17 protein-coding genes and 1 pseudogene are annotated in these 13,531 nt (G+C 59.0%); 8 read left to right on the plus strand and 10 right to left on the minus strand.

Annotated features, from left to right (window positions below; translation table 11 throughout):
* Nucleotides 1-65: 65 nt before the first annotated feature.
* From A7Q26_RS01180 to A7Q26_RS01205, 6 genes are all read right to left on the minus strand, one after another.
* Nucleotides 66-749: a hypothetical protein gene (locus A7Q26_RS01180; protein ID WP_066855409.1), complete on the minus strand. Its 684-nt coding sequence runs from the start codon at nucleotides 747-749 to the stop codon at nucleotides 66-68.
* Between the two features lie 222 nt (nucleotides 750-971).
* Nucleotides 972-1,421, minus strand: a complete 450-nt coding sequence (locus A7Q26_RS01185; protein WP_232313629.1) for an MgtC/SapB family protein — start codon at nucleotides 1,419-1,421, stop codon at nucleotides 972-974.
* A 129-nt stretch (nucleotides 1,422-1,550) separates the two neighbouring features.
* Nucleotides 1,551-2,489: a cation transporter gene (locus A7Q26_RS01190; RefSeq protein ID WP_066855415.1), complete on the minus strand. Its 939-nt coding sequence runs from the start codon at nucleotides 2,487-2,489 to the stop codon at nucleotides 1,551-1,553.
* Nucleotides 2,486-2,932 (minus strand): hypothetical protein, encoded by a 447-nt coding sequence (locus A7Q26_RS01195; RefSeq protein ID WP_066856197.1) that lies wholly within the window; start codon nucleotides 2,930-2,932, stop codon nucleotides 2,486-2,488. The genes A7Q26_RS01190 and A7Q26_RS01195 overlap by 4 nt, the downstream gene beginning before the upstream one ends.
* Before the next feature lie 127 nt (nucleotides 2,933-3,059).
* Nucleotides 3,060-3,506 (minus strand): VOC family protein, encoded by a 447-nt coding sequence (locus tag A7Q26_RS01200; RefSeq protein WP_066855418.1) that lies wholly within the window; start codon nucleotides 3,504-3,506, stop codon nucleotides 3,060-3,062.
* Nucleotides 3,507-3,574: 68 nt separating this feature from the next.
* Nucleotides 3,575-4,426, minus strand: coding sequence for a glucose 1-dehydrogenase (locus A7Q26_RS01205; RefSeq protein WP_066855421.1), 852 nt, complete (start codon nucleotides 4,424-4,426; stop codon nucleotides 3,575-3,577).
* An 85-nt stretch (nucleotides 4,427-4,511) separates the two neighbouring features.
* Between A7Q26_RS01205 and A7Q26_RS01210 the strand changes: the two genes are divergently transcribed.
* From A7Q26_RS01210 to A7Q26_RS26285, 6 genes are all read left to right on the plus strand, one after another.
* Nucleotides 4,512-5,120, plus strand: coding sequence for a flavodoxin family protein (locus tag A7Q26_RS01210; RefSeq protein ID WP_066855424.1), 609 nt, complete (start codon nucleotides 4,512-4,514; stop codon nucleotides 5,118-5,120).
* Nucleotides 5,121-5,126: 6 nt separating this feature from the next.
* Nucleotides 5,127-6,083, plus strand: coding sequence for a cation diffusion facilitator family transporter (locus A7Q26_RS01215; RefSeq protein ID WP_066855427.1), 957 nt, complete (start codon nucleotides 5,127-5,129; stop codon nucleotides 6,081-6,083).
* 549 nt (nucleotides 6,084-6,632) lie between these two features.
* Nucleotides 6,633-7,373 (plus strand): guanitoxin biosynthesis heme-dependent pre-guanitoxin N-hydroxylase GntA, encoded by a 741-nt coding sequence (gene gntA / locus A7Q26_RS01220; RefSeq protein ID WP_066855429.1) that lies wholly within the window; start codon nucleotides 6,633-6,635, stop codon nucleotides 7,371-7,373.
* Nucleotides 7,370-7,984 carry a DUF1989 domain-containing protein gene (locus A7Q26_RS01225; RefSeq protein WP_232313631.1) on the plus strand — a complete coding sequence of 205 codons (615 nt, stop codon included), beginning with the start codon at nucleotides 7,370-7,372 and terminating at the stop codon, nucleotides 7,982-7,984. The genes gntA and A7Q26_RS01225 overlap by 4 nt, the downstream gene beginning before the upstream one ends.
* A gap of 325 nt (nucleotides 7,985-8,309) precedes the next feature.
* Nucleotides 8,310-8,477 (plus strand): alpha/beta fold hydrolase, encoded by a 168-nt coding sequence (locus A7Q26_RS26280; RefSeq protein ID WP_443018148.1) that lies wholly within the window; start codon nucleotides 8,310-8,312, stop codon nucleotides 8,475-8,477.
* Nucleotides 8,407-8,835, plus strand: a complete 429-nt coding sequence (locus A7Q26_RS26285; protein ID WP_443018147.1) for an alpha/beta fold hydrolase — start codon at nucleotides 8,407-8,409, stop codon at nucleotides 8,833-8,835. Before A7Q26_RS26280 ends, A7Q26_RS26285 begins: the two co-directional genes overlap by 71 nt.
* Nucleotides 8,836-9,350: 515 nt before the next feature.
* Here A7Q26_RS26285 and A7Q26_RS01230 read toward each other — a convergent pair.
* Nucleotides 9,351-9,863, minus strand: coding sequence for a hemerythrin domain-containing protein (locus A7Q26_RS01230; protein ID WP_066855432.1), 513 nt, complete (start codon nucleotides 9,861-9,863; stop codon nucleotides 9,351-9,353).
* A 188-nt stretch (nucleotides 9,864-10,051) separates the two neighbouring features.
* On the opposite strand from A7Q26_RS01230, the gene A7Q26_RS24400 reads away from it, so the two are divergent.
* Nucleotides 10,052-10,249 (plus strand): hypothetical protein, encoded by a 198-nt coding sequence (locus A7Q26_RS24400; RefSeq protein ID WP_084438933.1) that lies wholly within the window; start codon nucleotides 10,052-10,054, stop codon nucleotides 10,247-10,249.
* A gap of 3 nt (nucleotides 10,250-10,252) precedes the next feature.
* Here A7Q26_RS24400 and A7Q26_RS01235 read toward each other — a convergent pair whose 3' ends face one another.
* The 3 genes from A7Q26_RS01235 to A7Q26_RS01245 form a co-directional block, all read right to left on the minus strand.
* The gene (locus A7Q26_RS01235; RefSeq protein WP_066855435.1) at nucleotides 10,253-10,903 is read right to left on the minus strand and encodes a DUF6766 family protein; all 651 of its coding nucleotides are present in this window, start codon (nucleotides 10,901-10,903) and stop codon (nucleotides 10,253-10,255) included.
* A gap of 97 nt (nucleotides 10,904-11,000) precedes the next feature.
* Nucleotides 11,001-11,924, minus strand: coding sequence for an NAD(P)H-hydrate dehydratase (locus A7Q26_RS01240; RefSeq protein ID WP_066855441.1), 924 nt, complete (start codon nucleotides 11,922-11,924; stop codon nucleotides 11,001-11,003).
* Nucleotides 11,921-12,694 carry a histidine phosphatase family protein gene (locus A7Q26_RS01245; protein ID WP_066856202.1) on the minus strand — a complete coding sequence of 258 codons (774 nt, stop codon included), beginning with the start codon at nucleotides 12,692-12,694 and terminating at the stop codon, nucleotides 11,921-11,923. Before A7Q26_RS01245 ends, A7Q26_RS01240 begins: the two co-directional genes overlap by 4 nt.
* Before the next feature lie 100 nt (nucleotides 12,695-12,794).
* On the opposite strand from A7Q26_RS01245, the pseudogene A7Q26_RS24405 reads away from it, so the two are divergent.
* Nucleotides 12,795-13,455: pseudogene (locus A7Q26_RS24405) on the plus strand (TCP-1/cpn60 chaperonin family protein); the annotation flags it as partial.
* Nucleotides 13,456-13,531: the final 76 nt, after the last annotated feature.

Genomic DNA, 13,531 nt, shown 5'->3' on the forward strand with positions numbered 1-13,531 from the left:
TGGGCATCGGAGTATAGCGTCCGAACGGCAACAAGGGGTCGCTACCGGCGCCGCAGTTCACCCAATTAATGTTTCGTGACTGACGATAACTGCGAGCCGTCATCGAACGTCAACGTTAGGGGCCAGAGTGCTGTCTTCGTGAAAAAACGCTCAGTCCGGCTTGGCCGGGTCTCATGCAATAGGCCGAGCCAGCTAAGGGGCCGAAGGACATGCGCATAGACAAGTGATTTTATATGATAGTCCTTATCATCGCTGCCCGTCAGCCTAGCGCAGAATTGCTTGTCAGTCACACCTGAATGGGCTTCCACGTTCACGGCGTTGAGGACCGAAACCCATTCGATTTCCAGCATGTCATCGTGACCGATGGAAAGGAGCAGATGCTGGGCCAGCGTAATCCATAGGCTCCCCGGATGCTCCAATAGATCCTTGCCTATCTTGGTTATGTGTACGAAGCCTTTTCGGTGGCGGGCGAGCTTGGCGGCCAGCAGCAAATCATGCAGAATGGCCAGTGGCGGGAAGTCATGTTCGTTTAGGACCTTATTGATCGCGTAAAGTTCTTCGGCGGTGTAGCCCGGCCAATTGAAGGCTGCGGCGGCCCAGGTGACGAAGTAGCGCTTTATCGCCCTGTTGGGCGTGAGGCCGATCGGACCGATTTCGGCGAGATGACGCAATGTGAGCAGGGCCGCTCGATGGAGGGGTGATAGCGCCAATTGCGGGGCGTCAGCGGTTGGGGCGTGAAACTCGATCATCGTGACACGGTTCTGCCGCGCCGGGGACCTCGAGACAAGAACCGTATAATTAACTCCCGTGGCGCGACTGCACTGTGCCATGTCTCGGAGGGTGACGCAGAAAACCGGACTGACCGTAGCTGGAGATGATAAGTAGGCGGCTGAGTGTCTTGTAAGGTCGATGACCGAAGTGTGCCAAATTAGGGATTTTCGGGCAGCGGCGCTGGTGACGATCTTGCTGCATCAATCTTTGGCGCTACCATCGCCGCCTTCCTTGGATTGGGGTTTAAGCGGCGCCAGTATCCAGAACGTTAGCAGCGTGAAAATGGTAAGGACGACCGCAACGTCGTAACTGCCGAGACCTACCGCAACGCCGATGGCACCAGTGACCCAGAGGCTGGCTGCGGTCGCGGTCCCTTTAACCGTATTCTTGCCCTGCAATATGGCGCCACCGCCCAAAAAGCCGATGCCTGCGATCACACCCTCGAGAACGCGGGCAATGGCCGCTGGATCATGAGCCATCGTGGTTTCGACGGCCTGGACGAAGCCGCAACTGGCAACGGCGACCAGGGGAAAGGTTCTTATCCCGGCGCTTCGTTCTTCTACCTCCCGGTTCCAGCCGATCGGCACGGCCAGCCCGTAGGCGATCGACAGAGCGATGAAATGAGGAATCAGAGAGAAGCTGCCAGCCATGCACATCATAACGCGCGACGACGGATTGCGATGCGGAAGTGGGATCCGATGAATTTTTCCCAATCCTTTGGATGCACGATCAGCGGGGCCTGTGGAATCTTGGGCTGGCATTTCCTGTACTAGCTGCGTCTAAGCCCCTTCGTCGCGCGCCTTTACCGGCGGGATGAAGCTGACCTGTGCGAGGCGCCAGGCGCGCTCCTTGTGGCCTGGCCAATATTGGCGGGGATGCCGACATGACTGCGGAGCATGGGTGTCATGCACCTCCGCCCGGATCAACCGGCCGGTTTCGCGCAAGCGTATGGCCGCGCCCGGAAACTCCGCCAGCAGTTTTTGCCGCACCTGCTCAGCGTCATCCGACAGCGCCGCGCTGGAGAGGGCGCGTGGAAAGCCATCGACCAGTTCCGCTGTGGATGACCGCAACGCCTTGAACCCATCGTTGATGACATCGACAGATATGATTGCCGCCGCCAGCGCATCGGCCCACCACCAGCCAAGCCCCAGACCGATGACGCCAGCAAGGCCGGCCGCGCCGGTCAGCCAGTTCGCCTTGTTCATCAGCGCGTCGGTATGCAGCAGCTTGTCGTTCAGTTCCTCCGCAAGAGGCAGTTGCTTGCGGCCGATGAAGAAGGGCGGGATCACCGAATAAAGCTGCGCCGCAACCATGAGCCAGCCGAGCCAGATATCCTGACCCAAGATGACGATCGACCCTACCGTCGCATGTTCGGCGCTCGCCAGCGCGACCAGCGCATTATAGAGCAGTATAGCGCCGACCGCCGTCAGTGCGACAGCAGCGACGAAGAACCCCAGCCCATTGACCCGCTCGAACGCAAAGGGGAAGCGATGCGAACGGCTGGCGCTGCGCTCCAGATGCGCGGCGATCAGGAACATGACAGGCGGCACGAGGCCCAGCGTGTCCTCGATCCATGCTGTCTTCATCGTCTGGCTCTGGCCCAGCACCAGTCCCATGACGACGATCACCGTGAGCGTCCAGAAAATGTTCCAATATTCGAGCCGGATGGCTTTTTCCAACGGTTCGGACAGCTCGTCCGGCAGGCTGGTTTCGCTCATTGGGCGCGCGCCTCCGTCGATATGGCGCGGCTGGCGCGCTCCACGGTCATGATCCAGCGGTTCTCACCGTTCCGCATGGCTGTTTTCAATTCGATCCGCTCACCCTCCTTGCCGGATACCGATAAAGCGGGGCCGAACGCCACTTCGGCCTGCCAGGGGCTGGTTTTGGCGAAGCGGCCTATGGCGAGGTCGAGCGTACCGGCATCAAGCTGCCCCAATAAGGTTTCGCCCGAACCTTCGGTCCAGAGCGGCCGGGCGCCTGTTCGCTGTTCGATCTGGCGCAGAAGTCGGGCTGTTTCCTGCGCATCCCGCGCGGATGGATCGACCGAGCCGACCGTAAAATATCTGGTCGATTCGATCCGTGCCGATGTGTCCGCAGGATCACGCGGCAGGGCGTTGCAGGCCGATAGCGCGATGCACAACAGGATTGGTAGCCGCCTCATGATGCTCGCGCCATTATCTTCATTCCCCTTGCCGTTCGGGGATAACGCCTTGGGCTTCAAAGGGATCAATTTCTGATCGTAGGCCACCTTATCAAGGTCTCGGCCATGCCGACCCCTGGAAAATGTTCTAAACCCCAAAAGTCACAAAGCCTTTGTCGTCGATCTGCCAGGCGGGATTGTGCGCGATCTCCCAGGCATTGCCATCGGGATCGGCAACATAGCCGCGATAGCCGCCATGGGGCGGCGCATCGGCCTTTCGGAGCAGCTTGCCCCCGGCGGCAAGCAGCTCCGCGATCGCGGCATCGGCCTCATCCGGCGAGCCGACATTATGCGGCAGCGCGAAGCTGCCGGGGCGCTGTAGATTATCGAGTGCCATATCTTCGGCCAGCTTGCTCCTCAGCCATGTCCCGAACACGAAACCGTTCATCTGATAGAAGGCGATCTCCTCATTCTCGAACACCGGCGTCCATCCGAAGCCTTGCATGTAGAAGCGTTTCGATCGCGCGAGATCATCGATGCCAAGGGTGATGACGGATACTGCTGTTGCATGGTCAACCTCCTGCCCTTCACTCAGTCATGTGGTGATTGGTGGATCGATGGCATGGCGTCCCTTTCCTGATTGCGCTGAACTTGCGTACAGCCTCAGCCGTTCACGATCGTCCCGCCATTGGGATGCAGCACCTGTCCCGACATGTAGCTGGCGTCGTCACAGGCCAGGAACAGGAAGGACGGCGCAACCTCATTGGGCTGGCCGGGCCTACCCATCGGCGTGCCTTCGCCAAAATGCTCCAGCTTTTCAGGACTGGCGCCGCCGCAGGGATTGAGCGGCGTCCAGATCGGGCCGGGCGCGACAGCATTGACGCGAATGCCCTCGCCAACCAGATTTTCCGATAGTGATCGGGTGAAGGCCGTGATCGCGCCCTTGGTCGAACTATAGTCGAGCAGTTCGCTGCTCCCCTGATACATGGTGACGCTGGTGCAGTTGATGATGGTGGCCCCGGCCTTCAGATGCGGCCGCGCCGCCTGCGTCAGGAAGAACATGGCGAAGATATTGGTCTGGAAGGTGCGGCGAAGCTGGTCCTCGCTGATGTTGGTGATGTCCTTGTCGGGATGCTGCTCGCCCGCATTGTTGACGAGGATATCGATCCGCCCGAAGGCCTCCAGCGTTTGGGCGACCACCGCATCGCAATGGGCTTTCTCGCCAATGTCGGTGCGGATGGTGATGGCGCGCTGCCCCTCTGCCTCGACGATGCGTTTCGTTTCTGCAGCGTCGTCATCCTCCAGCAGATAGACGATCGCGACGTCGGCTCCCTCTCGCGCATAGAGCGCCGCGACGGCCCGACCGATGCCGCTGTCCGCGCCGGTGATGATGGCGACCTTGCCCGCCAGACGCCCCGATCCGGGGTAGCGCGGTTGCCACTCGGGCTTGGGTTCCAGCCTGCTTTCATGGCCGGGCAGGGCGTCCTCATGGATCATCTTCTGGGTGTCGCTCATCACTTTCTCCTCGTGACAGGAGAACAGACGGGTCGCCAAAGCGTTCACCGCAATCATACCGATCCATGTTAACCGGAGATATGCGATGCTGCTCAAGGCTCTGGCTCTTAATTGCACGCTCAAGCCCGACGCGGGCGACGCTTCATCGACCGATGCGATGATCGCGGTGTTGCAGCAGGCATTTGCCGAAAGGCAAGTGACCCTTACCGAGACGGTGCGGGTGGCAGCGCTGGACATCAGACCCGGCGTCACTTCCGACGAGGGCGAGGGTGACGACTGGCCGGCGCTGCGGGCGAAGATACTGGATCACGACATAGTGATTTTCGGCGGTCCCATCTGGATGGGCCAGATCAGCAGCGTGGCCAAGCGCGTGCTGGAACGGATGGACGCCTTTTTGTCCGAAACCGACGATGAGGGCAGGATGCTCAGCTATGGCAAGGTCGCCGTCGCAGCCATCGTGGGGAATGAGGACGGCGCGCATTTCTCTTCCGCTCAGCTTTTTCAGGCCTTGAACGATGTTGGCTGGACGATTCCGGCGGTCGCGGTTTGCTATTGGGTGGGAGAAGCGATGGGATCGGTCGACTTTAAGGATTTGAAGGACACGCCGGAGATGGTGACGAAGACGGCGAAGATGGTCGCAGGCAACGCCGCGCATCTCGCTGGACTGCTCCAATCCAGCCCCTATCCAGGCTGACGGTCGGTGGCAGGCAGAGGTTTTCGGGCCAATATCGTCCTTTACGGTGCCCTGTTGGCGAATGTGGGTATCGCGATCGCCAAGTTCGTGGCTGCGGCGATCACCGGTTCCTCGTCGATGCTGACCGAGGGCGTGCATTCGCTGGTCGACAGCGGCAATCAGTTGTTGTTGCTCTATGGGCAGGCGAAGGCGGATCGGCCGCCCGACGCCGCGCATCCCTTCGGCTATGGGCGCGAACTCTATTTCTGGGCGTTCGTCGTAGCGATCCTGATCTTTGCGGTCGGGGCAGGCGTCTCCATCTACGAGGGCTGGCGCCATATCGCCAGTCCTGAGCCGTTGCGCGATCCCACGGTCAACTATGCGGTGCTGGGGATCGCGATGGTGCTGGAGGGCACGAGTTGGGCCATCGCGGTCCGGGAATTCAACGGCACGCGGGGCGCGAGCGGCTGGTGGCAGTCGATCCGCCGATCCAAGGATCCTGCCGGATTTATCGTGCTGTTCGAGGATAGCGCAGCTCTGGTGGGCCTGCTCGTTGCGGGCATCGGCGTTTGGGCGAGCCATCATTATGCCGATCCGCGCATCGATGGTGCCGCGTCCATCGCGATCGGCCTTATCCTTGCGACCGTCGCGGTGCTACTGGCAAGGGAGGCCAAGGGTCTGCTGATCGGCGAGAGCGCGGACAAGGCCATCATCGCTATCGTGTGGCGCATATTGGAGGCCCGGCCGCAGGTGACGGCGGTCAATCATGTTCGCACCATCCACACGGCGCCTGACGCGGTTTTCGTGGCGATCAGTGCAGATTTTGCCGATGATCTGCCGATGGGCGAAGCGGAAAGCCTGATAGAGGCGATGGAGGCGGAGATGAAGGCAGCCGTACCCGAACTTACCTCCATCTACATCCGCCCGGAAAAGCAGGGCGACGCGCTGGTGCAGCCACGCCCCTTCAACCGCGCCAATAGCTAAGCCGCAGAAACGGCGCTGAGCGAACGATCCCCGTCATTGGATGCATCGAGTTGATGGCGATGCGATCCCAATGCAGCGTTGGACGCATTGATCATTTGTCGGTGGGCATCGCTTCCGCTTTCCACGTCGGACCAGGGTTGGCCCGAAATGCAGCCGTGACTGCTTCTCCAGATTTCCCCTGCGATCAGTTCCACTTCTTCTACCGTGGGTCGCCTTTCTTCGGACAGACAGTCCCGAAGCAATTTGTGAAAAATCTTACCGGAATTTGCTTGAACTCGGCTCATGGGCATCCTCTCCAGCGCCAATTTTTATCGGCTGCCGTAAGGGAAGTGCCTCATGAGTCGGTTCGCGTCAATGTTCCGACTTACCCATTCAATGGCAGCAAATCAGTGGGTTATGGCGATTATACTTTATTGCCGTCTCGCGGACGAGAACCGATCGCTACAATCGCATTGATCTTGATTTACATCATCCCACGCTCTCAAGGGAATCGTCTTAACCTGGCGCAATGAGGGGGAACGACGTCGGCCACCTGGCGTAGTTCTGTTCATGCCTGCTCCTATGACCCCTATGTTCCCATGGCAGCACGCTTCTCAATCGGAGAGCGAAGCCGCCTTGGCCAGACATGTTTCAGCGCCGTCCTTCCCCTGCGTAGGGGCGAAGGCGGCTTTGGCTAAAGGTACGCTCTGCGTCCTCGCCTGCAAGGCGATCGACAGTGCGTGGGATGATGTGCGCATTCATGATGCGCTGTCATGCTTTGCTGCTGACTATAGGACAGACCCCGGCCTTTATCGCAGCTTTGCCGTGGTATTCGACGGGCCGGATGAATTGAGTGAAGAGACTTTTGAGCATGCCCTGTGGTCACGGCTGCAATCTCTTTCCGACAAAGATGTGTGGCGCGGTCATGACTATGATAGCGCAGTGAGCAGCGACCCTGCCAATCCGCATTTCTCGCTCAGTTTCGGCGGCGAAGCCTTCTTCGTGGTCGGGCTGCACCCTCATGCCAGCAGGGTTGCGCGCCGGTTCGAAAAGCCGACGATCATATTCAATTTGCACGACCAGTTCGAACAACTGCGTGCAGCGGGGCGGTACGAGACGATGCGCGAAAAGATTCTGCTGCGTGATGAAGCCCTGGCTGGAAGTCGCAATCCGATGCTCGCTCGCCATGGCGAGTCGAGCGAAGCGCGCCAATATAGCGGGCGCCAGGTGGGCGAAGACTGGGTATGTCCATTCGCCTATCACGGGGCGAAGGATGAGGATGAGCCCGATGCGGAGGCGGACGATAGATGACCGTATGCAAGATGCCGGATCAGGTGAATGAAATTCCGCCGCGCAGCGGCACTGCTTTCCGCCTGACCGAAGGGCAGATACTGACCGTGATCGATCCGCAGGGAATGCAGGTCGCCGATCTGCTGGCATTCAACGCTCAGGATCTCGATGAAGTCATTTCATCAGGTCGCACGTTGGACTATGCCGAAACCATACGCCTGACCACCGGCCATGCTTTATATTCGAACAGATCGCGGGTCATGCTGGAGATCATCGACGATATGGTCGGCGTTCATGATTTCCTGCTGACGCCCTGCTCCGTCGACACTTTTCTCCATTTTTATCCAGACGAGCCAGTGCATCGCGGTTGCTTCGGTAATTTGGCTGAGACTCTTGAACCCTATGGGGTGGCTGCCGATCGAATCCCCGTCGCCTTCAACTGCTTTATGAATGTTCCGATCGATAGCGAGACGGGCAAATTGTCCGTTTTGCCACCCGTCAGCAAAGCGGGCGACCATATCCGCTTCCGCGCCAGGATGGATCTGGTGATCGGGCTGACCGCCTGCTCGGCATTTGCATCCAACGGAGGAAGTTTCAAGCCCATCCATTACCGGGTCGATGGCGATAGCTGAGAACTCTTGATGGGCGAGCAATTATAAGCCTTACCAACCCTTCTGCGTAGCGTGGGGTGCCTTCGAAACTATTCTTAATTCGCCGACACGCTTGTTTCCGGAATGGAAAAGCAGGTTTTCAGCACGGATTTGGAAGCTGAGCGGCTGGATAATTTGTTGGCAGAGGGCGCTGTGGCGTAACTGGTCATTGCGCCGCGAACGCCAGTCGATCATCATTGCTTGCATGAGTGAATCTGAAGAAAATTCAGCTTGGTAAACAGGCACTTGCGGGGTTTACGCGATCAACATCCAATATCGTCGATCTGGCGGAGACAAGCCTCCCCTCATTGCGCTTCACGGGCTGATGGGGAGCGGAGCATGTCTGTTGCCCCTCGCACGCGCAGTCGCCGACCACGATATCATCCTGCCCGATGCTCGAGGCCATGGCGGATCCAGCTCTCCTCCAAACGGATACCTATACAGCGATTTGGCCGGCGATCATTGGGCTCATTGAGCACCTGGACTTGAATGCTCCAATTCTCGTTGGCCACTCGATGGGGGGGCTCACCGCTGCGGTTGTCGCTAGTCATCTCGGAACGGCCATCAAGGCGGAAGCGCTTGTCGATCCCACGTTCATCAGTCCGGAATGGCAGCGTGAGGTTTACGACAGCGATGTCGCAGCTGAGCATCAGCGCTCGCGCACCGGAATTGATCGAATATCTGGTGGATGCAAGGTTTCAAACCAGCCCCAATGCCTTCGAGGTAGTCACTCCGCCGAATCCAGATTTGCGGAAGCTAGTTCAAGGCATCCGCGTTCCTGTTCTACTACTACTCGCCAGCCGGGCCATCGTTTCAATCGACACTGCCTGTGAACTGCAACGGCTTAATCCATTGCTGCGGTTCGAAATCATTCCAGATGCCGGGCATGGGCTGCCCTATGATCAGAGCAAGTTGGCGCTGCGGTATCCGCTTTCGCCGCCTCAATGCACGCGATCGAACATGCCGCCATTGCAGCTTCTTGACTGGTAAAGGGGCGACCGCCGATTGGCAATTTCATGAGGCTCGGACGGCGGTTTCTGTTTGAGCCCAACATTCCTTTCGTAAGAAATGAACGCCTTGGTTGGGTCGGGAGCCACCGGAATAGCTGCCCGTCCGCTGCTGGTGATTGAAAATCCGCTCTTGAATGACGGCAAGGGTCGGAATAGTTTTTGGCCCAAGCCGGGACGCTCTGAACCATCGGAGCGAGGGAGCCTGAAATCGTGGCGGGCGTTCAGGCTTTCAGCACAGGAAAGGTTGCGATCATGGCTCTTTGAACGATCGGAGCACCCGTTCAATTTGAATTCAAAAATCCGGCGGCATAAGCGCCGCCGGGGTACGACAGAATCAACTATGCCGTGAGAAGATTGACGGCGGTCGGTTTAGCCGCCGGTAGTCCTGACGTCTTGGCCAGGGTAAGAAGTTCCGTCTTCCGGCCGGCCATTTTATCGCGCAGTGCGACTAAATCGACGTCGGTTTTGCGACATTGGGCAAACATCCCCTCCGACGGCATTTCCTCTTCATGGACATGATGTTTGATTTCTTCAGAGATAACCTTGACCTTGGCGTCATAGAAATCGTCGTTAGACGAGCCTGCCTCGATATCGTTGATCAGGACCTTCGCGCCATCATGCTCAACATATGCTTCGTCGAGCGTGTGATCCTCAATCAGACCGCGGAAGGCAGGATAGAAGATCTCCTCCTCGATCAATGTGTGAACTTTGAGTTCGACGCAGATTTCCTGCGCCAAGGCCCGCTTCCGGCTGGCGGAAGTGGCTTTCTCGAATGTCTCGAACAGGTCTTCGACCTTTCTATGGTCTACCTTCAGCAAAGCGATCGCATCGGTGAACTGGGGCTCTGCCATCGTCGTCCTCCTTGGTAGTGTAGTAGCCTTGAGATTCTGCATGAGACACGTGGTTCCCCGCGAACGACTCGCAACAAAGGCGGTCGCGGGTTTGAAGAGCTGAAGCCGCGCCGGTCGAAAGCCAATGTCACCAGCATGCTATGCCGATGACGCGCCGTTAATTCCCGGCCAATTCAAGGAGCGCTTTTGTGGCAACTACCGATACGCAAACGACCGACGACGTGCCTGACGAGAAGGAGGTTCAGGAAAACGTAGAAAAGGGTGAGGATAAGGATCCCAATCCCCTTGCGCCGCCGATAAACACGCAGGGCGGCAGCTCAGCAATAGCCATGCCTGGCGGCGGCATGCCGGCGCAAGGACCCCGCTCATGCTGGTCCGGCATCTGACCGTCATTCCCCTGTCTGGCTGTGCGGCGCGGCTACGCCTTTGGATTCCGGCGATTCACGTTGGCGAAGGAAGATCGACAGAAGGACGAGCACTGCGATCGACAAAAATTCGCTTTGCCAATTCTGGAATGATTCGAACCATAGCTGGGCATCTGACAGGTGGGCTATGGTGGCTAACGGTATTTCTCCGTGGGCGATAGCTTCCTGGGCGGCAACACGCGCGCTTTGCGTCCAGTGAATGATAAAGGATAGGAAAAAAACAAGGCCCAAGGCGAGCCCCAAGGATCGCGCATATAGAGCCCGCCAGAATGATCCCCAGTTCAGGATAGCCGGAGCCCCCGGCTTGTTCTCCTGGATATCAGTGTCGCGAGGCGGGGCATCAGGATCCTTCAATTCAGCAGATCCCCGTTGAGCGAGAACTGCCGTCAGGACTACATAAGCGGCCATCTGAAGAAATTCACTTTCCCAGTTTTCGAACACACTGGATAGGAATTCCGGGCTGACGGTATATGCCCCGAGCGGAAGGACGGCTTGCCCACGCCGGTGCGCTTCTTCCATCTCGACATTCCAGCCCGCTATCCACTGGCCGATGATGCTTCCGGCAAACATACCGAGAAGGACAATCGTCAGTCCGTTGTCGCGAAGTATGCGCATCACCGCCTCCGCTTTTGATATGAGAGGAAACGTCGACACGACGCGATAGGTCCGAACCGACTTTCCATGGGTCGGGCAATGGCAAGTAAGGTTTATATCAGCGTTTATAGATGAAGCCATTTCCTTGGGCAGGCAATGGCTGTCCCAATGTTTCCATCAGGCGAGGAACCAAGGGCAGCAATTCGCGTGCGAGGAAGCCGATTTCGCCGATCTCGGCCGCTGCCAGCTGACCGGCCGCTCCGTGCAGCGCAACGCCCCAGCCTAAGGCCACAATGGGCGCAGCTCCACGGGCGAGCAGGCCACCAACGATACCTGCAAGTACATCGCCCGATCCACCAACACCTAGCCCCGGACAGCCCCCCGTAAAGCGGATGATTGGCATACCAGGGCCGCCGATCCAGGTTTCAGGTCCCTTGAGCGCTATGTAGGCACCTGTCTGTTCCACGATTTGGCAGACCATATGTACGGGATCTGCGGCGACGGCCTGCGGATCGCGTCCGATCAGTCGGGCCATCTCGCCATGATGCGGCGTCAAAATAAGCGGGAGTTTCCTTGCGGCGTTCGCGAGTTCAGTTAGACTAGTGCAGGTCAGCGCCGCAGCATCAAGCAGCATCGCAGGGGGAGACAGCGCCAGGAGGCCGCGCACGAACAGGCCTGTCTCCGCGGTTGCACTCATGCCAGGTCCGACTAGTAGGAGATCGCATTGCGGTACCAAATCGGCCAGCACGCCGACGCCATCCTTTGCGATCTCTCCGTCCTCGCGCATCGGCAGACCGATCATGGCAGCTTCTGGAACCAGCACGCCCAAGGCCGACGCGACCGAATCGACGGTGGCCATTTGCAATTTGCCAGCGCCCGCGCGCAAAACGGCTTCGCCCGTTAGCGCAAGGGCTCCCGGAACAAAGCGCGCACCGCCAACCAGCAGAACACGCCCTCTGCTATTCTTATCGCAATCGCTATCGATTTGCGGAAGCCCGTGGGACGCGCACCACTTAGCGTCGAGAGGTATTATTTGGATCATCCCCGGGCAACAGCAGGTAAATCCGGGGCGTCGGTCATTGGCACAGCCTGAGTATCTCCCGGCGCCACGTCATTATAGCGCTGAAGGACCAGATTGCCGCGCCGCCCCGCTTGCGGATCGAAACGATATTCTGTGACCGAGCAGTTGGCGACGTCCCCGTCTCGGTCGATATCCAGAATCTGGGCTTCATCCATATTTTCGATGATGTAGCGCAGGCAGAGGACGACTACCTGATGCGCGAAGATGATGACCCTCTGCCCCGAATAATGGAGGGACACCGTGTCCATCAAAGCCCGGAGGCGGAAGATGACATCGCACCAGCTCTCGCCACCGGGCGGGCGGTGATAGAATTTCCCAAGCGTCTGGCGGAAGGCGGCTTGCTGCGGCTCAAGCTTCGCGACCCCACCCGTCGTTAGCCCGTCAAGGATGCCGAACTCCTTCTCGCGCAACCGCTCGTCAATGCAAACGGGCTCCTCCATCGCAGCGCCGCCCTCCCCCCTGAACAGCTTGGCCGTCTCCACGGCCCGGCGATAGGGTGAGGAGAGGATCACATCGGGTAGCTGGCCTATCCCGCCATGGGCGAACCAACGACCAAGCGCTCTCGCCTGCGCCTCGCCCAAGGCACTGAGCGGGACATCGACGTCCCTGCCCTCCAGCGCGATGCGATCGAGCGCAGCTTCATGCGCTGCGTCGCGGGCGACATTCCCAGCACTTTGTCCATGACGGACGATCCAGAGTTGCGAAGGCCAAGGTGCATGCTCATTATCCATAGAGGGATCAATGCCGCTCAGCATCTTGCGGTTCCTGCGATATCGCTAGCGGGACGATCGAAGCACGCCACCGCGCAGTCGCGAAAGGTCTTGCGCGGGTGTCGAGGGCGAGGCTCTGGCGACCGTGGTTGTGAACAAGCTGCGGTGCGAACTAAAGATCGCATCAGTAAAGGCTCCGGGCTTCGGCGATCGCAGCAAGGATATGCTCGAAGATATCGCCATAATCACCGGAGGCAACGTCGCCAGCGAGGACCTTGGCGCCAAGCTCGAGAACGTAATGATTCACATGCTTGCCGGGCCAAGAAGGTCACTATCGACAAGGGCAACGCCACGGTCATCGACGACGTCGGCACCAGGGGCGATATAGACGCACGCGTTGCGCAGATCCGCCAGCAGATCGATGCGACGCCCTCCAACTATGACCGAGGGAAGCTCCAAGAGGGGCTTGCCAAGCTCGACGGTGGCATAGCGGTGATCCGCGCCGGCGACGCGGCCGAGGTCGAGGTCAAGGAGAAGAAGGATTTGGCCAATAATGCGCTGCATGCCACCCGCGCCTCGGTCGAAAAGGCCATCCTGCCCGGCGGAGGCATCTCGTTGCTGCGCGCGCTCAAGGCGCGGGATGGTATCAAGGCGGCCAACGACGACCAGCAGTCGGGCTCAACATCATCCGCTGCGCGCTCCGCGCCTCCGCTCACAAGATCGCCGAGAATGCCGGCGAGCATGGTGCTTGGATCGTTGGGAAGCTGCTCGAAGCCGAGGACTATATTGAGCGTGGACGTAATGGCTCTGTTGTTCGCTATGTGATATGAAGGCCGCCGAAAGTGCGGCCCGGCCGCC

Origin of the sequence: Sphingobium sp. TCM1 (assembly GCF_001650725.1) — a bacterium.
Taxonomy (GTDB): domain Bacteria; phylum Pseudomonadota; class Alphaproteobacteria; order Sphingomonadales; family Sphingomonadaceae; genus Sphingobium.